The sequence below is a fragment of the Actinomyces sp. HMSC08A09 genome, from assembly GCF_001807465.1.
In the GTDB taxonomy this organism is placed as follows: Bacteria; Actinomycetota; Actinomycetes; order Actinomycetales; family Actinomycetaceae; genus Actinomyces; species Actinomyces oris.
In genome coordinates this window covers 37,406-55,779 of record NZ_KV789153.1, presented here as the reverse complement: position 1 = coordinate 55,779, position 18,374 = coordinate 37,406, and the positions used below count along the sequence as shown (strand labels likewise).

Annotated in this window: 14 protein-coding genes; 9 read left to right on the top strand and 5 right to left on the bottom strand. The window is 68.8% G+C overall.

Translation table 11 applies throughout. The features are described 5' to 3' along the window. Window positions 1-93 precede the first annotated feature (93 nt). Complete coding sequence (locus tag HMPREF3165_RS11610; protein ID WP_070513716.1) at window positions 94-1,665, bottom strand: molybdopterin-dependent oxidoreductase; 1,572 nt, start codon at window positions 1,663-1,665, stop codon at window positions 94-96. A 365-nt stretch (window positions 1,666-2,030) separates the two neighbouring features. Here HMPREF3165_RS11610 and HMPREF3165_RS11605 point away from each other — a divergent pair, with 365 nt between their 5' ends. The 3 genes from HMPREF3165_RS11605 to HMPREF3165_RS11595 are packed head-to-tail and all read left to right on the top strand — an operon-like array spanning window position 2,031 to window position 6,177. Next, window positions 2,031-4,373: a nitric-oxide reductase large subunit gene (locus HMPREF3165_RS11605; RefSeq protein ID WP_070513714.1), complete on the top strand. Its 2,343-nt coding sequence runs from the start codon at window positions 2,031-2,033 to the stop codon at window positions 4,371-4,373. Continuing rightward, window positions 4,373-5,302, top strand: coding sequence for a hypothetical protein (locus HMPREF3165_RS11600; protein WP_070513713.1), 930 nt, complete (start codon window positions 4,373-4,375; stop codon window positions 5,300-5,302). Before HMPREF3165_RS11605 ends, HMPREF3165_RS11600 begins: the two co-directional genes overlap by 1 nt. Before the next feature lie 50 nt (window positions 5,303-5,352). Further along, window positions 5,353-6,177, top strand: coding sequence for a slipin family protein (locus HMPREF3165_RS11595; RefSeq protein WP_070513711.1), 825 nt, complete (start codon window positions 5,353-5,355; stop codon window positions 6,175-6,177). Here HMPREF3165_RS11595 and rarD read toward each other — a convergent pair. After that, window positions 6,128-7,120 (bottom strand): EamA family transporter RarD, encoded by a 993-nt coding sequence (gene rarD, locus HMPREF3165_RS11590; protein WP_070513709.1) that lies wholly within the window; start codon window positions 7,118-7,120, stop codon window positions 6,128-6,130. The genes HMPREF3165_RS11595 and rarD overlap by 50 nt on opposite strands. Before the next feature lie 197 nt (window positions 7,121-7,317). Between rarD and rbfA the strand changes: the two genes are divergently transcribed. The 3 genes from rbfA to HMPREF3165_RS11575 all read left to right on the top strand — a co-directional run bounded on the left by rbfA (window position 7,318) and on the right by HMPREF3165_RS11575 (window position 9,295). Then, window positions 7,318-7,815, top strand: coding sequence for a 30S ribosome-binding factor RbfA (rbfA, locus tag HMPREF3165_RS11585; protein ID WP_070513707.1), 498 nt, complete (start codon window positions 7,318-7,320; stop codon window positions 7,813-7,815). Next, window positions 7,812-8,921 carry a tRNA pseudouridine(55) synthase TruB gene (truB, locus tag HMPREF3165_RS11580; protein WP_083303313.1) on the top strand — a complete coding sequence of 370 codons (1,110 nt, stop codon included), beginning with the start codon at window positions 7,812-7,814 and terminating at the stop codon, window positions 8,919-8,921. Before rbfA ends, truB begins: the two co-directional genes overlap by 4 nt. Window positions 8,922-8,992: 71 nt before the next feature. After that, entirely contained in the window at window positions 8,993-9,295 is a 303-nt protein-coding gene (locus tag HMPREF3165_RS11575) for a hypothetical protein (RefSeq protein WP_070513706.1), read from the top strand. A gap of 10 nt (window positions 9,296-9,305) precedes the next feature. Here the strand turns inward: HMPREF3165_RS11575 and HMPREF3165_RS11570 are convergent, their stop codons facing one another. Both HMPREF3165_RS11570 and HMPREF3165_RS11565 read right to left on the bottom strand, forming a co-directional pair. After that, on the bottom strand, window positions 9,306-10,127 hold the full coding sequence (locus HMPREF3165_RS11570) for an ABC transporter ATP-binding protein (RefSeq protein WP_070513704.1): 822 nt from the start codon (window positions 10,125-10,127) through the stop codon (window positions 9,306-9,308). Window positions 10,128-10,138: 11 nt separating this feature from the next. After that, a complete protein-coding gene (locus HMPREF3165_RS11565; protein WP_070513702.1) occupies window positions 10,139-12,469 on the bottom strand; it encodes an FtsX-like permease family protein in 2,331 nt (776 codons plus the stop codon). A gap of 302 nt (window positions 12,470-12,771) precedes the next feature. Here HMPREF3165_RS11565 and HMPREF3165_RS11560 point away from each other — a divergent pair, with 302 nt between their 5' ends. Both HMPREF3165_RS11560 and rpsO read left to right on the top strand, forming a co-directional pair. Further along, window positions 12,772-13,797 carry a bifunctional riboflavin kinase/FAD synthetase gene (locus tag HMPREF3165_RS11560; protein ID WP_003786336.1) on the top strand — a complete coding sequence of 342 codons (1,026 nt, stop codon included), beginning with the start codon at window positions 12,772-12,774 and terminating at the stop codon, window positions 13,795-13,797. Window positions 13,798-14,018: 221 nt separating this feature from the next. Then, window positions 14,019-14,288, top strand: coding sequence for a 30S ribosomal protein S15 (rpsO, locus tag HMPREF3165_RS11555; RefSeq protein ID WP_010613637.1), 270 nt, complete (start codon window positions 14,019-14,021; stop codon window positions 14,286-14,288). Window positions 14,289-14,374: 86 nt separating this feature from the next. On the opposite strand, the gene fucO is transcribed toward rpsO, so the two are convergent. Further along, window positions 14,375-15,526 (bottom strand): lactaldehyde reductase, encoded by a 1,152-nt coding sequence (gene fucO, locus HMPREF3165_RS11550; RefSeq protein ID WP_070513700.1) that lies wholly within the window; start codon window positions 15,524-15,526, stop codon window positions 14,375-14,377. Between the two features lie 431 nt (window positions 15,527-15,957). On the opposite strand from fucO, the gene HMPREF3165_RS11545 reads away from it, so the two are divergent. Then, window positions 15,958-18,315, top strand: a complete 2,358-nt coding sequence (locus tag HMPREF3165_RS11545) for a polyribonucleotide nucleotidyltransferase (protein WP_070513699.1) — start codon at window positions 15,958-15,960, stop codon at window positions 18,313-18,315. Window positions 18,316-18,374: the final 59 nt, after the last annotated feature.

Here is an 18,374-nt window from a genome sequence, read left to right as displayed (position 1 = left end):
CGGCCACCCCGCACTGGGGTGGCCGGCCACCGTGTCAGACGGACCCGCATCGCCTCGTCCACGAGAGAGAAAATGCGGGTGGGGCGATGAGCGTCAGATGCGCGCGTTGACGTCCTGGTACCCGGAGTCCTCACGGGTCCCGCCCATGCCGTCACCGACCTCGCTGTAGTGACGGATCAACGTCACCGACCGGACCCACTTAATCATCTTGTAGCCGTGGCTCGTCTCGCAGCGCAGGCGCAGCGGAGCACCGAACATGCCCGACAGCGGCGCGTCATTGCGGTCCCAGGCCAGGATCGTGTCATCCTCGAGGGCCATGTCCAGAGGCAGGCACGTGTAGTACGGCTCGACCGGACGCCCGTCGTGCATGTGCTGGGCCATGCCGAAGGACTCGAACATCACCCAGCCGGCCTCGGGATCGATCTGACCGACCTGCGCGAGCAGGTCCCGCACACGGATCCCCGTCCACTTGGCGATCCCCGTCCAGCCCTGCATGCAGGTGTGCATGGTGATCTGGGACTGGCTGGCGATCGCCTTGAGCTCCGCCAGGGAGAAGGACGCCGGCGCCGAGACCATGCCACCCACCTCGAGACGGAAGTCGGCGAAGTCGTTCGCCGCCAGCTCCTGGTACTCCGGAGACTCCTCCCGTGAGGGGGTGCGGGTGTTGACCCAGTGGAACTTGGAGATGTCCTTCTCCGTCCAGGGCTTCTTAACGGCCTGCTGAGAACTGAAGCGGTCCACCGTGAGGCGGCGGATCCCCCGCGTGGCGTCCCACAGGATCCGCTGGCTGCGACGGGTGTCCGTCAGCGTCCAGTAGGACATGGCGATCCACAGCGCCACCACGACGACGATCGTCCCGATCACGGTGACGTAGGCCTGACCCACCCGGTTGGGGTCGTAGTAGCCGAAGACGATGTGGGTGAGGTTGTGGGGAGCGTGCACGATGAACACCAGGCCCACGTGAACGATGGCGAAGCCCAGGTAGATGAACATGCCGATCAGGTGCAGGGAGCGGGCGGCCTGGCGTCCACCGAACATCTTGGCGTACCAGGGGAAGCGTCCCACGACGGCGGGGGACATGACCGGTCCCGTGACGATCATCAGCGGAGCGGCGATGAAGACGATGAAGAAGTACCCCAGCTGCTGGAGGCTGTCATAAGGAGTGAAGTCGCACAAGGACGGGGTGCGCAGGTGCGCGTAGGTCAGCAGGGAGTCCCAGGCGTCGGGCAGGATCTGCCACGTGGTGGGAACCAGGCGGTGCCACGCCCCGGTGCCCACGAGGAAGGCGACGTAGATGACGCCGTTGAGCAGCCAGAAGCTGGTGGCCACCCCGTGCCACGCACGCCCCAGCCCGATCTTGGCCCGGCCCGGCAGGGACAGCAGGGGAGAGAGGTCGCGCTGATCATCCCGGGCGGTGAAAGCCCCCTCCTCGAGGGGCACCTTGTCCTTGGTGAACCGGATCCACTCGGAGCCGGGCTCGCACTGGTCCTTGAAGTAGAAGCGCGGGTGCGAGGCGATGACCTCAATCCCGGAGCGGATGAGCACGCCCATGAGGAGGAAGTTGATGAAGTGGGTGACGCGCAACCACAGCGGGAAGGTCTCAGTGTCCACGCACTGCTGGGCGACGTCGTTGGCGGTCTGTGCGGCTAGGGGCAAAAGGGACATCGTCGTGCCTTACAAACGGGGTGACAGTCTTTCCGTATAAATCATTGTACTGCTGTTTCTCGGTTCTATCTAGAAGATGGTGACAAGACGTCGCAATCGGGGTGACGATGTGACGGAGCTGAAGTTATATCAACCTTCCTTAAATAGGAAACACAGGAGTAACTAAAATGGATGGCACGCCGGTTGTGTCGCCGTTCCACGCGTTGAATATCAATGGAGAGAATCTGAGGAAATGGGGCCGATCGGCCGGGATATCGACGGAGAAGTCCTGGATTGTTCCCCCGCGACGCTCTGTGGGGCTTGTACGGTGGCTGTGACGACGCGGAAGACATCCGCCGTCTCCTGAGATACACGGAGGTAATCTCATGTCATCCGCTGCCACGACTGAGGGGGCGTCCTCCCGACGCGCTCGCCTCATCGGCAAGGGGTGGATCCAGGGGGTCGCCCTGGTCATGCTCTTCGGATTCACTGTCATGGGCCTGCTGGCCTACCGCACCTACACCAATTCCATGCCTCAACCGCAGAAGGTGGTCACCGAGAGCGGCGAGACCCTCTTCACGACGCAGGACATCACTGAGGGGCAGAAGCTCTTCCAGGCCAGGGGTCTCATGGAGTACGGCTCCATCCTGGGACACGGCGGCTACCTCGGTCCGGACTTCACCGCCGAGTACCTTCGCATGGAGGCCACGAGCGTCAAGAAGCAGCTCGCCGCCAAGGGGGTCGCCGACCCGGCGGCCGCCACCAAGGAGATGATGCGGACCAACCGCTACGACCCCTCCACGGGAACCCTGGTGTGGACCGATGAGCAGGTCAAGGCCTACAACGAGGCCGTCAGCCACTACACCACGATGTTCGGGCCCGACGCCCACAGCCACGGCCTCAAGCCGGATCTCATCACCGACCCCGTCCAGGTCAAGCAGGTGACGGCCTTCTTCGGCTGGACCGCCTGGGGCTCGTCAGCGCAGCGCCCCGGCCACGACTACTCGTACACGAACAACTGGCCCGCCGAGTCCCTGGTCGGCAATGCGCCCACCGGTGACCTCATGATCTGGTCGGTCCTGTCACTGATCGTCCTCATCGGTGGAACCGGGGTCATGTTCGCCATCTACGGCCGCTGGAGCCAGAAGATCGGCTGGCACTCCGAGGAAGCGCCAGCCCTGTCCTTCCGACAGCCGGAGGAAGTCGGATTGACCAAGTCGCAGCGAGTAGTGGCCTGGTACGTCTTCACCATCGCCGCCCTCTTCCTCGTCCAGACGCTCCTGGGGGCCCTGGCCGAGCACTACCGGGCCGACGTGCTGTCCTTCTTCGGCTTCGACCTGGGCCGGCTCCTGCCCTTCTCCCTGGCCCGCACCTGGCACGTCCAGCTCTCCTTGTTCTGGACCGCCATCGGACTGCTCGCGGCCGGCCTGTTCCTGACCCCGTTCATCGCCAGGCGCGAGCCGAAGAAGCAGCACGTGCTGGTGTGGACCCTGTTCATCGCCGCCACGGTCGTCGTCGTCCTGTCCTGCCTGGCGGAGGGGGCCAGCCAGCACGGCCTGAGCTGGGCCAAGGGACCGCTGTTCGCCCAGCAGTGGGAGTACCTCGACCTGCCCTTCGTCTTCCAGGTGCTGCTGACCCTGGCCCTGTTCGTATGGGTGTTCATCATCTGGCGCGCCATGCGTTCGCGCCTGAGCAACGAGCACGTGGCCAACATGCCCTGGCTGTTCATGTTCGCGGCCCTGGCGATCCCCGCCTTCTACGCCGTGGGGATGATGGCGCGCACCGGAACCCACGTGACCGTCGCCGAGTTCTGGCGCTTCTGGGTGGTGCACCTGTGGGTCGAGGACTTCCTCGAGCTGTTCACCACCGTCATGGTCGCCTACGTCTTCGTCCTGCTGGGCGTTGTCCGCGAGAGGATCGCACTGGGCATCATCTTCATGGACATCATCCTGTACTCCGCCGGCGGCGTCATCGGCACCATGCACCACCTGTACTTCTCCGGCACGCCGGTCGAGCACATGGCCCTGGGCGCCTTCTTCTCAGCCGCCGAAGTGATCCCCCTGACCTTCCTGACGGTGGAGGCCTGGGCCTTCATGCAGCTGGGCGCCAACCGCCATGGCAAGGAGGCCGGTCCCTTCCCGCACCGCTGGGCCGTCATGTTCCTCATGGCCGTCGGCTTCTGGAACTTCCTGGGGGCCGGTGTCTTCGGCTTCCTGGTCAACCTGCCTATCGTGTCCTACTACGAGATCGGGACCGCGCTGACGGCCAACCACGCCCACGCCTCCATGATGGGCGTCTACGGCTTCATGGCGCTGGCGCTGGGGATGTTCGCCCTGCGCTACCTGGTGCCGGCCGACAAGTGGCCCGAGAAGCTCGCCAAGACTTCCTTCTGGAGCCTCAACATCGGTCTGGCCTGGATGTGCTTCGCCACCCTGCTGCCGCTGGGCATCCTCCAGCTGCGCTACTCGGTGAGCACGGGCTACTTCGAGGCCCGCCAGCTCACCTACGTCACCAACTCGGTCAACACGATCATCGAGTGGGGGCGGATGCCCGGCGACCTCATCTTCATCCTCGGTGGAGTCCTGCCCTACCTCTACATCGCCTTCCTGGGACTGAGGAACTGGCGTCGAGGGCGGACGGTGGACACCTTCGCCGAGGACGCCCTCTACGAGGAGATCCAGGGTGGGCGCAAGGCCTGGCGCGGTGAGCGCGCGGAGCTGAACGACTGATGGACTCACCCGACCTGAGCGTGTGGCTCATCGCCGCCTACGCGCTCATCATGCTGGCTGCTGCGTGGGCCGTGGACGTCCTCGGCTCACGCAGCGCCCGGCACTCCATGTCCTGGAGGCACTCGGACTTCATGTACCACGACGACGTCGACGGCTGGAGGTGCCACGAGGACCAGTGGCTGTGGCCCACCGCCTTCGACCCGGACAAGCGTGTCATCCGCTATGAGGGCGCCCATGCGATCTGCGGGCGCTGCCCGTCCAAGGACAGCTGCTCGCCCACTCCCGGCCCACGGGAGATCACCCGGCCCGTCGACCCGTGGCCCTACTCCGACGCCGGACGCTTCCACCGTGGCGTGGGCCTGGTCATCGCCTGCGTTGGCGTCTTCATCCCGGTGCTGCTCATGGTGGTCTTTCACGCCACCGGCGACCTCATCGTCCTGGGCACGACGACCGTCGTCGTCATCGTGGCCGGAGTCCTGCCGCTGGCCCGTCACCTGTGGAGCACCCCCGACAACGCGCCGGCCCACCTGCCCCACGTCGGCTCGCAGGAGTACCTGGAGGCCGAGGAGGCTCGTCGCTCATCGGGCACCGGGCCCGTCCCGGTGTCGATCAGCGCACGCCCCTCGGGATACCGCTCAGTGCGTGAGGCGGCCGAGGCGATCGCCACCGCCCAGGCCCGTGCGGCCGCAACGGGGCGCACCGTGCATGTCTCCTTCCTCTCCGGGGCTGACGGCACCGGGAAGGCGGACGGCGGGACTGTCGCCTCCGCTGCCTCCGTGGAGCCCGAGCTGCGCCGCGTCACCGCCCTGCGCACCCGCAAGCGCGTCCCGACCACTGGCGCCGAGCTCGGGTCGGATGGCACCCGTGGTGGGGCCCGGCGCTCGTGGTCCTCGGCGTGGAATGAGGCCACCGACACCACCAGCAGATGATTCGGGCCCAGTCCTGAGCCACGTCGACCCACCTTCCTGAAGGATCCTTCATGACTACCACCACCACCGCCATTGCGGCCCTGGCCGTCCTCGTCCTGCTCGTCCTGGCCCTCTCGCTCAAGATCATCACCCAGTACGAGCGGGGCATCGTGTTCAGGTTGGGGCGCCTGCGACCTGTCTACGACCCCGGCCTGCACCTGGTTGTTCCCTTCCTCGAGCGCCTGGTGCGGGTCGACACCCGCGTGGTCACCCTGACCATCCCGCCCCAGGAGGTCATCACGGAGGACAACGTGCCGGCGCGCGTCAACGCCGTCGTCCTGTTCAACGTCACTGACCCGGTCAAGGCCGTCATGGCGGTGGAGAACTACGCGATCGCCACCTCCCAGATCGCGCAGACCACGTTGAGGTCCGTCCTCGGTCGGGTTGACCTGGACACCGTGCTCGCCCACCGCAGCGCCCTGAACGCCGACCTGCGAGACATCATCGAGAAGCTCACCGAGCCCTGGGGCGTGGAGGTCAGTGTCGTTGAGATCAAGGATGTCGAGATTCCCGAGCAGATGCAGCGGGCCATGGCTCGTGGGGCTGAGGCTGAGCGTGAGCGCCGCGCCAAGATCATCAACGCCCGCGGTGAGCTCCAGGCCTCCGAGGAGCTGCGCCAGGCGGCGGACACGCTCTCGAAGTCACCGGCTTCTCTCCAGCTGCGCTACCTGCAGACCCTCCTGGAGCTCGGCGCCGACCAGAACTCCACGGTCGTCTTCCCCCTGCCGATGGACATCATCGGACCGCTCCTGGAGCGCTTCGGTCCCCAGGGCGGCCTGCCGGAGGCTAACGAGGGCGAGGACGGCGAAGGAGCTGGCGTACCGCGTCACCGATGAAGACTGCGACCGCCGCCCACACCAGGATCATGGCCGCCCATCGGGCCAGCGGGATCCGCTCGTGGAAGGCGCCCCAGGCCAGCAGGAACTGGATGGTTGGGGCGATGTACTGTCCCATCCCGACCACGGACAACGGCACGCGCCTGGTCCCGGCGGCGAAGAGCAGCAGGGGCACGGCCGTGACCGGGCCGGCCACCACGAGCAGCGCCAGGATCCACCACCCTTGAGCGGGGGCCTGCCAGGCCGACTGCCCCTGCCAGGCCAGGTGGCCCAGGTAGGCGAGTGCGATGGGAGTCACGACGGCGCTCTCCACCGTCAGCCCGGTCAGAGCGTCCACGTCGGGCCCGAGCTGCTTCTTGACCAGCCCGTACAAGGCGAAGGAGAAGGCCAGCGCCAGGGAGATCCACGGCAGCGAGCCCTGCAGCACCACGAGGAGGGCCACTCCAGCGCTCGCCAGCGCGATCGAGACCCGGTGAGCGGGGCGCAACCGCTCATGCAGCACCAGCGAGGCCAGGGCCACCGTCACCAGCGGGTTGATGAAGTAGCCCAGGGCGGCGTCGGCCGTGCGCGCGCTGTTGACGCCGTAGACGTAGACGAGCCAGTTGACTGAGACCAGCAGCCCGCAGACGGCCAGCATCCCCAGCAGGCGCGGTGAGCGCACCACGTGAACCAGCTGCGCCCAGCGGCGCCGCAGGGCGATGAGCGTCAGGCAGGAGACGAGCGTCCAGAGGATCCGGTGACCGATGATCTCCACACTGCCGGCGGCCGAGAGGAGGTGGAAGTAGAGGGGGAAGACGCCCCACAGGGTGTAGCAGCCGATGACCAGAGCCATCCCAGTGCTGTCGAGCGTCCCTGACGCCGAGGTCGCCGCGGCCTCAGGACGGGCCGGTGGCGTAGCGGTGGGGCCGTCTTTCGAGGAGTATGCACCGGGGGAGGAGCTCATTGTGATCTGTTCCTGATCCGTTCGCGCTTGGGGATGGCTGCGGTGACCGTGTCGCCGCTCCGCGTAGCATAGTGAGGCGCACTGGACCGCCTCGGAAGGGTCCGCTCTTTCGTGGGTGAGGACGGCGCGCCGATCGGTCCCGATCGCTCAGCCCCGGGCCTGACAGGCCCGGACCCCGCACGTGAAGGAGCCCCGCCATGGCCGACGCCGCCCGCGCCCGCAAGGTCGCCGACCGCATTCATGAGACTGTCGCCCGCCTCCTTCAAGGGCGCATCAAGGACCCGCGCCTGGGCTTCGTCACCGTCACCGACGTCCGTGTCACCGGCGACCTCCAGCAGGCCACCGTGTTCTACACCGTCTACGGCAGCGATGAGGAGCGGGAGGAGACGGCCAAGGCGCTGCGCTCAGCCAAGGGACTCATCCGCTCCGAGGTTGGCAAGGCCCTCGGCATCCGCCTGACCCCCTCACTGTCCTTCCAGCTCGATGCCCTGCCCACCACCGCTAAGACCCTCGAGGACGCCCTGGCCCAGGCCAGGGTGCGTGACGCCCAGATCGCCAAGGTCGCCGAGGGAGCCACCTACGCCGGTGACGCCGACCCCTACCGCCACGATGAGGAGGATGAGGAGGCCGGGGACGGCGACCCCCAGGCCGAGGAGGGCGATCAGGAGTCCGCAACGGACGCCGAGGACCGGTGAAGGCCTCTGAGCGGGCCGAGCCCGTGGAGCGGACCGGCCGTCATAGTGGCCCCGACCGCGCACGTCGTCGCCCCGACGTCCCCCGCGGCGCGGTCACGGCGGCCGACGGGATCCTCGTGGTGGACAAGACCCAAGGGCTGACCAGTCACGACGTCGTCGGTGCCACCCGCCGCCTGGCCGCCACCCGCAAGGTGGGGCACGCCGGCACCCTCGACCCCATGGCCACCGGCCTGCTGCTGCTGGGCATCGGGCGCGCCACCCGTTTCCTCACCTACCTGGTGGGAGCCGACAAGACCTACGAGGCCACCGTTCGCCTCGGGGTGGAGACCACGACGGAGGACGCCGACGGGGAGATCGTCGCAGCCCGCGGCTGCCGGATCGAGGGCCTGTCCGAGCCCCGCCTCCAGGAGGTGCTGACAGCCCTGACCGGACCGATCCAGCAGGTGCCCAGTGCGGTCTCCGCCATCAAGGTCGACGGCGTGCGAGCCTACCAACGCGTCCGTGACGGGCAGGACGTCGAGCTGCAGGCCAGGCCCGTCACCATCCACGAGCTGCGACTGACCGCAGAGCCCCGGAAGACGGTCGTCGAAGCCGCCCTCAGCGACGGCCCGGACGCAGCGGAGGCCGTCGACATCGATATCCTCGTCTCCTGCTCGTCGGGCACCTACGTGCGCGCCCTGGCCCGGGACCTGGGGTGGGCGCTGGGCTGCGGGGCTCATCTGACCGCGCTGCGGCGCACCGCAGTGGGCCCCTTCGACATCGATGAGGCTCACACCCTGGCGGACCTGTCCGCCCAGGTCGAGACCGACGCCTCCAGCCCTGAGCCTCACGGGGTCACCACACTCCCGCTGGAGGAGGTCGCCCGGCGCTGCTTCGAGTGGCTGGCTCTGACCGAGGGCGAGGCACGCGCACTGCGCTACGGCCAGCCCCTTGACGCCGAGGTCCTGGAGAGGGGTGAGGCACCCGAGGGCCGGCGGCTGCAGGCCTCTGCGAAGACGGCCGAGCAGCGCGTCGTCGCCGGATTCGCCCCCGGTGGGCGCCTCGTGGCACTGTTGAGGCACCAGGGTCCACGTGCGCGCCCGGTGCTGGTCCTGGACCCGGCCTGAGACGCGCACCCGGGCCGCCGGCCCGTCCGGCGAAAGCACACCCGATGAGCACCTTTGCGTGAGGAGACATGATGAGCCAGACCGGAGGATGCCGCTGCGGATGCGGCGGGCACGGCAAGCGCAGCGAGCAGGACGAGCGGGCCGCCGCTCCCGCAGTCGCCCAGCCGGTGGGTGAGGGATACCGGCCCGAGCCCGCGCAGACCTCCCCGGAGGTCGTCGACGCCGTCGCCATCGCCTCAGCGGTGACGACGGCCCTGGGAGCGGGAGCGCCGCAGGGCGTCACCCCCGGGCACAAGGCCGGTAACCTGCTGGGTCTGCGTGATGTCTCCGCCTCCGCCTCGGGCGGTGGCGGTTGCGGTTGCGGAGGCCACTGACTCGGCCCCGTCACACGCTGTGGCGCTGGAGGGCCTCGGTGACCGTCGTCAGGCGTGAGGGGCCGTCAGCCTCCTCGTATCGTCCCAGGAGCAGGTCCTCCTTGATCTGCCCGTCCACGAGCACCAGGACACGGTCGGCCCGGGCCGCCACCTGGGTGTCGTGGGTGACCATGACCAGAGTCGTCCCCGAGGCGTGAATCTCCCCGAGCAGGTCGAGGATCTGCAGCGCGGTGGCGGAGTTGAGCGCTCCGGTGGGTTCGTCGGCGAAGACGATCCCGGGGTCGTTGATGAGGGCCCGGCAGATGCCTGCGCGCTGCAGCTGGCCTCCGGAGACCTCGGTGACGCCGCTGGTGGCCAGCTCGGCGATCCCCATACGCTCCATGAGCTCCTCTCCACGCGCCGTGATCTCGGAGCGCGGACGCAGGCCCGCCAGGAACCCGGGCAGGACGATGTTGTCCAGCAGGCACAGGGTGGTCATGAGGTGCGCCTGTTGGAAGACGAATCCGAAACGCGTCAGTCGCAGCGCTGCCAGCTCCTTCTCACTCAGGCTCGTGATCTCCTGGCCGCCCAGGAGCACCGAGCCGGCGTCGGGCTGGTCCATGCCGCTCAGGCAGTGCAGAAGGGTGGACTTCCCGGACCCGGAGGGCCCCATGATGGCGACGAACTGCCCCTGCTCGACATCCAGGTCGAGGTCTCGCAGGACGGGGGAGTGGTAGCTCTTGGACAGGTGCTGGGCCCGCAGGACCGGTTGCCCGGCTCCCACGGGGACGGCCGGTCCGGCGGCTGCTGATCCGGTGCGCCATGGGGAACGCGATGGGGTGGAGGCACGCATTCTGTCTCTCCTTACTCGCCGGTGGTCAGGGTCATGGTCAGGGGCATGGTGCGTAGGCGTCTGATTGCCAGGGCGACGGCGCCGACGACGGTGGCCAGCAGTGCCCCCGGCAGGACGAGCCCCACCAGCCACCAGTTGGGGAGGAGCTGAAGGTCGGGGGCTCCGCGCGAGGCCATGACCGCCCCGATCGCGGGGCTGCCCAGAGCGGAGGCCCCCAGGAGCCCCAGGGCGGTCCCCACTAGCGCCAGGAGGCCGAAACGGATGAGGTACTGCCCCGCAACTGCCCGTCTGGTGCACCCCAGCGCCATCAGGACGCCGATCTGAGGTCGCTCCCGCGAGACGATGAGGACGGTGAACAGCACCGTGATGAGGAAGGACAGCCCCAGCGCGATGGCGCATGCCAGCGTGGTGACGACGCGGACCTGGGAGCCGGTGGCCCCGAAGAACTGGGCGGCATACTGATTCATGCTGACCGCCTGGATCCCCGGGTACTCGCCGCTCAGCTGCTTGGCGAGGGCGCTGGCCTGCTGAGTGGAGCCGGCGTCGGCGTAGACGATCTGCCACAGTGCGGGGGCGCCGTCGTCGAAGGTGGCCTTGGCGGTATGCCCGTTGTTGGTGATGTCCTGGTAGACACCCGTGACCGTCAGGTCCTTGTCACCGTCGGCGGTCCGGACGGTGACCGTGGCGCCCTCCTTGGCCCCCGTGTCCTGGGCCTGGCTGAAGGACAGGGCGATCTCGCCGTCGGTGGTGGGGGCGCGCCCGGAGAGGTACTCCATGGGGAAGGCCTCATGGTCCCCGATATCAATGAGCGCCGTCTCCGAGCCGCCGGCGGCAGCGGACATCTTGTAGCTGCGGCGCAGCATCGTGGTGTGCCGGGCGACGCGGGGGTCGGAGTCGACGGCCTTCTCCACGGCGGCCAGGTCCTGGACCCCGGTGCGCACGTCGATACGAAGGTCGGCCCGACCGGCCCCCAGGTAGGTGGCCACACGTGGGTCGCCCAGAGTCGAGGAGACATTCGTCGGCAGCACCATGGTGAAGGTGCACAGCGCCAGGACACCGAGCATCAGGGCGTTGGAGGGGCGCAGTGCCTCGCGCGCCCCGAGCCACACCTGAACCGGAAGGCGGCGAAGGGTGGTCAGTCTCCAGCGCTGCCGGCGTGGGCGCAGGGAGGCGCTGGTGCCGCTGCGCAGGGCCTCAATGGCCGAGATGCGGCCGATGCGCCGCAGAGCCAACCAGGTGAAGCCGATGACTCCGAACGCCAGAACCAGAACCGTGAGGATCGGCAGCCCCACGCTCCACAGGGTTGTCGCGGGCCGACCCAGGTAGAGGGTCGTCGGGGCCTCCAGGGCGGTGGCCAGGGGCTGGCCGGCCACGTAGCCCAGGGCCGCCCCCAGCGCTGACAGAGCCAGGTACTTGGCCACGTAGAGGCGGCGTATCCGCCTCAGTGGCGCCCCGATGGCCTTGAGCACGGCGATCTGGGCCAGGTCCGTCTCGACGGCCGCCAGCACCGTGTAGCGCAGGGAGAGGACGGCGACAACCGCCAGAACGACAGCCACCACCAGGGCCACTGCCACGATGAGCATGGCGTTGAGTGAGTTCATGAGCTGGATCATCGAGGCGCTGACGTTGATGCCGTTACTGGGCAGACCCGCCTCCTTGTAGGCGTCGATGACGCCGCCGGGACGGGCGGAGTCGGTCAGGCTCATCTCAATGAGGTACTCGGGCTCGGTGATCTGCTGCTCCAGGGCGGAGAAGTCCTCGGGCGAGACCACCAGGCGCTTGGAGGGGATCATGGCGGCATTCATCTGGGCGTCGCGTGCGAATCCCACGACGGTCAGGGTCGTGGTCCTGCCGGCACTGCTGACGGTCACGGTGTCGCCGACATCGGCGCTGTTGATCGCCCGGTAGTGGATCGGCAGCACCACCTCTCCCGGCCCCGGGCTGACGGGTTCGCCGTCGTCGTCGAGCAGGAGGTCGAGGTGCTTGGGAGAGGTGACGAAGGCGGGCTCGTTGTAGGACTCGGACTGGTTGACGCCGTTGATGGACAGCTCCTGGCGCGCTACTGGAAGGGTCTTGATGACCTCGTGGTCGGTGACGTCGCTGCGCGCCTGCACCCACGTCTCGATCGCCCGCCGGTCGCGGTCGTCAATACGGCCGGAGTGCATCTGCACCAGGTCCGGCAGCTTGGCCCGCTGCGAGAGCCGGTGCGTGGCCGACAGGCTGTCCACCACCAGGGACGTCCCAGCCGACATCAGTGTGGCCGCCAGGGCGATGAGAGCGGTCAGGGTGGCGGCCACGACGGCGCCGCGCGCCAGGTCCGCCTTGAGAAGTCGCATCAGCATGACAGCAGCCTCCTTGGAGTCTGTCCTCGGTCTTGCGGGCTCTTTCCCGGATGAGGGATTCCCAGGTGAGGGAACGGTTCTCGACGCTAATCGACTGACAGTCGGTATCGAGAATAGACTGACGGTCGAAACGCGTCAAGGCGTGTCGAGGGCGGCTGGTTCGCATCCGGCCGCGCCCCCGTGGCAGGGTTGTCCCGCGCACGCACCTCTCCCGACCCGGCGGGGTGGGCGGGGGTGTGTGGATGCGGATGAAGACAGGGGCGCTGTGCGCCCACGGGCCGATGAGAGCAGGAACAGCGACAGTGGAGGTCTGGTACGGCGCCGAGCAGGTGCCAGCGAGCCTGAGCGCTCCGGGAGGGCCGGGCGCCGTGGTCACGATGGGCATCTTCGACGGCGTCCACCGCGGGCATCAGGCGGTCCTGGGACGCGTCGTCGAGCTCTCCCATGAGCTCGCCCACGGCGACCTGCGGCCCCTGGCCGTCGCGGTCACCTTCGACCCCCACCCCCGTAGCGTCCACCAGCCCGAGGCCGACCTGCCCCTCATCGCCTCCCTGACCGACCGCCTGGCCTCCCTGGGGGACCTCGGTCTCGACGCGGTCCTGGTCATCACCTACACCCTCGACTTCGCCGCCCAGAGCCCGCAGGACTTCGTGCGCACCTGGCTGGAGGAGCTGCTCGGGGCTCGCGCGGTCGTCGTCGGCGACGACGTCCGCTTCGGTTGGCGCAACTCCGGGGACGCCGCCACCCTGGAGCAGATCGGTCGCCAGGACGGCTTCGAGGTGGAGATCGTCTCCACCATCTGCTCCGACGAGGGGCGTCGCTGGTCCTCGACGTGGATCCGCCAGTGCCTCAAGGACGGGAACATGCGGCAGGTCAGCCGGGTCCTGGGGCGTCCCCACCGGCTGCGCGGCGTCGTCGTGCGAGGTCTGCGCCGCGGCCGCGAGCTCGGGTTCCCCACCGCCAACCTGGAGGCCGCCACCGCCGGTGTCGTGCCGCCCGACGGGGTCTACGCCGGCTGGCTGATTCGCGGCTGCGCAGATGAAGGCGATGTCCAGCGGCTGCCCGCCGCCATCTCGATCGGCACCAATCCCACCTTCGACGACGTCCCCCAGCGCACGGTCGAGGCTCATGTCCTGGGGCGAGCCGACCTCAATCTCTATGGCGAGGAGGTGGGGGTCGAGCTCGTCGAGCGCCTGCGCCCCATGCTCGCCTTCGATGGGCTCGACGCGCTCCTGGTGCAGATGCGCGCCGATATCGAGGACACCGCACGGATTCTGGGAGTCCCGGTCCCCGAGCCGATCCGTCCCGAGGACGTCACCGCGCAGTAGCTTCGGGTGTGTGCGTCGAGCCTTCGGGGAGGCGCTCGCCGTCGGAGCCTGACCGTCGCATCGCGCTTCCGCCCCGGGACTGTGCCGGTTCGCACAGCCTCTGGCGTGATCGGAGGGAAGCGGCGCTGGTAAGGTTGGCGGGCCGTCGATCGGCCACGGATACCTCATGCCCGGGAGAACCTGCCCCGGCGCTCCGTGCAACGAGACCCGAAGGAGTCCGCATGTCGGTTACCGCAGAGCGCAAGCAAGAGATCATCGCCGAGTACGCCACCCACGAGGGTGACACGGGCTCCCCGGAGGTCCAGGTCGCCATCCTCACCGAGCGCATCTCCAACCTCACCGAGCACTTCAAGGGCCACGCCCACGACCACCACTCGCGTCGCGGCCTCTACCTGCTCATCGGTAAGCGCCGTCGCCTGCTCGACTACCTCATGAAGGAGGACATCGAGCGCTACCGTGCTCTTATCGCCCGCCTCGGCATCCGCCGCTGAGCGCGCTGACAGCCTCGAGCCGTGCGGCCCGGCCCCCTGGAGGAGAGCCGGGCCGCATCGCGTTCAAGGGGGCGCTTCGCCCGTCGTCAGAGCAGTGAGGTGTAGAGCGCCTTGATGTCCTCACGGGTCGCGGGGCGCGGGTTGCCCGGCGTGCACACGTCGGCGAAGGCGTCATCGGCCAGGGCCTCGATGCCGTCGGCCTCCACCCCGACCTCGGAGATCCGGGTGGGGTTGCCCAGGTCCCGCGTCAGCTGGGCCACGGCCTCCACGGCTGCGGCGCGCGCCTCCTCCAGCGGCATGGTCCGGGCTTCCTCAACCCCGAAGGCCTCGGCGATGTCGCGGTACTTCTCCCCGGTATGCTCGGCGTTGAAGGCCATGACCGGGGCCAGGAGGATCCCGTTGGCGACCCCGTGCGGGGCGTTGTAGCGCCCGCCCAGCGGGTGGGCCATGCCGTGGACCAGGCCGAGCCCGACGTTGGAGTAGGCCATGCCGTTGATGTAGGCGGCCAGTCCCATCTGCTCCACGGCGTCGGCGTCCCCGTCAGCAGCGGCGCGCAGGTTCGCCGCGATCATCTGGATGGAGCGCAGGCACAGGGCGTCGGAGAGATCCCAAGCGCCCGGCGTGATGTAGCCCTCGATGGCGTGGGTCAGGGCGTCCAGGCCGGTGGCGACCTTCAGGGAGCGGGGCATGCCGTCCATGAGGTCGGGGTCCACGATGGCCAGGACCGGGATGTCGTGGGGGTCGACGCACACGAACTTGCGCTGCTTGGAGGTGTCGGTGATGACGTAGTTGATGGTGGTCTCGCTGGCCGTGCCCGCAGTGGTGGGCACGCCAATGATCGGCACGCCCGGCCGGGTCGTGGGGGACAGGCCCTCCAGGCTCAGCACGTCCTCGAAGTCGGGGTTGGTGGCGATCACCGAGATCGCCTTGCACGTGTCCTGGGGCGAGCCCCCGCCCAGGCCGATGAGCACGTCGGCGCCCGAGGCCCGGAAGGCGGCCAGGCCGGCCTGGACCTTCTCGATCGGCGGGTTGGGGACGACGTCGGAGAAGATCTCCCAGCCGATGCCGGCCTCGTCGAGCAGGTCGGTGATGCGGGCGGCGGTGCCGTTGTCGGCCAGGACCGGGTCGGTGACGATGAAGGCCTTGGTCAGGCCCCGGCGGGCGATCTCGGGGGCGATATGGGTGATCGCGCCCCTGCCGAAGTAGCCGGTCTGGTTGAAGATCATGCGGTAGGTCATCGTTGACGCTCCTGAGACGAGAGGGGGACAGGACCGCTTTGTCCTGACGTTGGTCACCACTTTGTCACGATCGGGCGAGGCGGGTCCAGGAAATCGCCGGTTCTGCGCGTCCCATCTCACGTGGCATCCGGTGGCGCTGATCGGCATCACGGGGCCGCGCACGATAGAATCTGCGCGGCTGTGCCCTCGTGTACTCGCCGGCTCATCGATGCTCTCCCAGCGTGCGAGCCGGCCAGGAGTGCGCAGGTGGCGCAGTCCGCCCCCGGGAAGAGACCCGGGGAGCGGCCGGCCCCGTCGGTTTTCGGTGGTGGCCTCCGGAACCGCGCTCGCGCCGTCGGATCAAGGAGATCCGCGTATGGCAGCACTCGGCTCCGTGGGCCTCGATCGAAGGCCACGGACCCGGCACGACGATCGCGAGATAGAGAGACTTCATGTTCATTGACGACCCCGAGGTCACCGCCGCCGAGGCAGTGATCGACAACGGCTCCTTCGGCAAGCGCGTGGTGCGCTTCGAGACGGGCCGCCTGGCCAAGCAGGCCGCTGGAAGCGCCATGGCCTACCTCGACGGTGAGACCGCCGTCCTGTCCGCCACCACCGTGGGCAAGCACCCCAAGGACCAGTTCGACTTCTTCCCCCTGACCGTGGATGTCGAGGAGCGCCAGTACGCCGCCGGCCGCATCCCCGGCTCCTTCTTCCGCCGCGAGGGCCGCGCCGGAACCGCCGCCATCCTGGCCTGCCGCCTCATCGACCGTCCGCTGCGCCCCTCCTTCGTCAAGGGCCTGCGCAACGAGGTCCAGGTCGTTGAGACCGTCCTGGCCATCCACCCCGACGACGACTACGACGTCCTGGCCATCAACGCCGCCTCGATGTCCACCCAGATCGCCGGCCTGCCCTTCTCCGGGCCCGTGGCCGGTACCCGCCTGGCCCTCATCGACGGGCACTGGGTGGCCTTCCCCCGCTACTCCGAGCAGCAGCGCGCCACCTTCCAGATGGTGGTGGCCGGCCGCGTCCTGGAGTCCGGCGACGTCGCCATCATGATGGTCGAGGCCGGCGCCACCGAGCACGCCTGGGAGCTCATCAACGCCGGGGCCGTCGCCCCCACCGAGGCCGTCGTCGCCGAGGGCCTGGAGGCCGCCAAGCCCCACATCAAGGCCCTGTGCGAGGCCCAGCTCGAGGTCGCCCAGCACGCCTCGAAGCCCACCGCCGAGTTCCCCCTCTACCTGGACTACACCGACGAGCAGTACGACGCCGTCGAGAAGGCCGCCGAGGCCCACGGCCTGGCCGCCGCCATCGCCACCGAGGGCAAGCAGGCCCGCGACCTGGCCACCGACGCCGTGCGTGACGAGGTCCTGGCCGAGCTCGCCGAGACCTTCCCCACCGAGGAGGACACCAAGGCCCTCAAGGCCGCCTTCCGCTCCGTGACCAAGAAGATCGTGCGCCACCGCACCCTCACCGAGGGCGTGCGCATGGACGGGCGCGGCCTGAAGGACATCCGCACCCTGGCCGCCGAGGTCGAGGTCCTTCCCCGCGTGCACGGCTCGGCCATCTTCGAGCGCGGCGAGACCCAGATCCTGGGCGTGACCACCCTCAACATGCTGCGCATGGAGCAGCAGGTGGACGACCTCTCCCCGGTCACCCACAAGCGCTACATGCACAACTACAACTTCCCGCCCTTCTCCACCGGTGAGACCGGCCGCGTGGGCGCCCCCAAGCGCCGCGAGATCGGCCACGGCAACCTGGCCGAGCGGGCCCTCGTGCCCGTCCTGCCCACCCGCGAGGACTTCCCCTACGCGATCCGCCAGGTCTCCGAGGCCCTGGGCTCCAACGGCTCGACCTCCATGGGCTCGGTGTGCGCCTCCACCCTGTCCCTACTCAACGCCGGTGTGCCGCTGCGCGCACCCGTGGCCGGTATCGCCATGGGCCTCATGCACGAGGTCATCGACGGTGAGACCAAGTGGGCCACCCTCACCGACATCCTCGGCTCCGAGGACGCCTTCGGGGACATGGACTTCAAGGTCGCCGGAACCCGTGACTTCATCACGGCCCTCCAGCTGGACACCAAGCTCGACGGCCTGCCCTCCGAGGTGCTGGCCGGCGCGCTCGGCCAGGCCCGCGACGCCCGCCTGTTCATCCTCGACGTCCTGGCCCAGGCCATCGACGCCCCCGACGAGATGGCCCCCACGGCCCCGCGTGTCCTGGCCGTGCGCATCCCGGTGGACAAGATCGGTGAGGTCATCGGCCCCAAGGGCAAGATGATTAACCAGATCCAGGAGGACACCGGCGCGGACCTGACGGTCGAGGACGACGGCACCGTCTACATCGGCGCCTCCGACGGCCCCTCGGCCGAGGCGGCCCGCGACGCCGTCAACGCCATCGCCAACCCGCAGATGCCCGAGATCGGTGAGCGCTTCGTGGGCACCGTGGTCAAGACCACCACCTTCGGCGCCTTCGTCTCGCTGACCCCCGGCAAGGACGGCCTGCTCCACATCTCCCAGATCCGCCGGCTCGTCGGCGGCAAGCGCGTGGAGAACGTCGAGGACGTCCTCAACGTCGGGGACAAGGTCCAGGTCGAGCTGGCCGAGATCGACCAGCGCGGCAAGCTGAGCCTGCACGCGGTCCTCACCGACGAGCAGCTCGCCGCCGAGGCCGAGGGTGAGGCCTCCCGCAAGGCCTCCCGTGAGGGCGGCTCGCGCCGCGAGACCAAGGACGAGGACGGCGAGCAGCCGCGCCGCGAGCGCCGTCCGCGCCGTCGTCGCATGCGCAGCGCCGAGTCCTCCGAGGAGGAGTGAGACCCGTTCAGCGGCCCTAGCCGACTGATACATCTCTCCGGTGTCCCCGTCCGGTCCTC

Excerpts from the sequence above, each read along its gene's own strand:
- HMPREF3165_RS11605 (WP_070513714.1), top strand. The coding sequence starts at position 2,031 with ATGTCATCCGCTGCCACGACTGAGGGGGCGTCCTCCCGACGCGCTCGC.
- HMPREF3165_RS11565 (WP_070513702.1), bottom strand. The coding sequence starts at position 12,469 with ATGCTGATGCGACTTCTCAAGGCGGACCTGGCGCGCGGCGCCGTCGTG.
- HMPREF3165_RS11570 (WP_070513704.1), bottom strand. The coding sequence starts at position 10,127 with ATGCGTGCCTCCACCCCATCGCGTTCCCCATGGCGCACCGGATCAGCA.
- HMPREF3165_RS11595 (WP_070513711.1), top strand. The coding sequence starts at position 5,353 with ATGACTACCACCACCACCGCCATTGCGGCCCTGGCCGTCCTCGTCCTG.
- HMPREF3165_RS11600 (WP_070513713.1), top strand. The coding sequence starts at position 4,373 with ATGGACTCACCCGACCTGAGCGTGTGGCTCATCGCCGCCTACGCGCTC.
- rbfA (WP_070513707.1), top strand. The coding sequence starts at position 7,318 with ATGGCCGACGCCGCCCGCGCCCGCAAGGTCGCCGACCGCATTCATGAG.
- HMPREF3165_RS11545 (WP_070513699.1), top strand. The coding sequence starts at position 15,958 with ATGTTCATTGACGACCCCGAGGTCACCGCCGCCGAGGCAGTGATCGAC.
- fucO (WP_070513700.1), bottom strand. The coding sequence starts at position 15,526 with ATGACCTACCGCATGATCTTCAACCAGACCGGCTACTTCGGCAGGGGC.
- HMPREF3165_RS11610 (WP_070513716.1), bottom strand. The coding sequence starts at position 1,665 with ATGTCCCTTTTGCCCCTAGCCGCACAGACCGCCAACGACGTCGCCCAG.
- HMPREF3165_RS11575 (WP_070513706.1), top strand. The coding sequence starts at position 8,993 with ATGAGCCAGACCGGAGGATGCCGCTGCGGATGCGGCGGGCACGGCAAG.
- rarD (WP_070513709.1), bottom strand. The coding sequence starts at position 7,120 with ATGAGCTCCTCCCCCGGTGCATACTCCTCGAAAGACGGCCCCACCGCT.
- rpsO (WP_010613637.1), top strand. The coding sequence starts at position 14,019 with ATGTCGGTTACCGCAGAGCGCAAGCAAGAGATCATCGCCGAGTACGCC.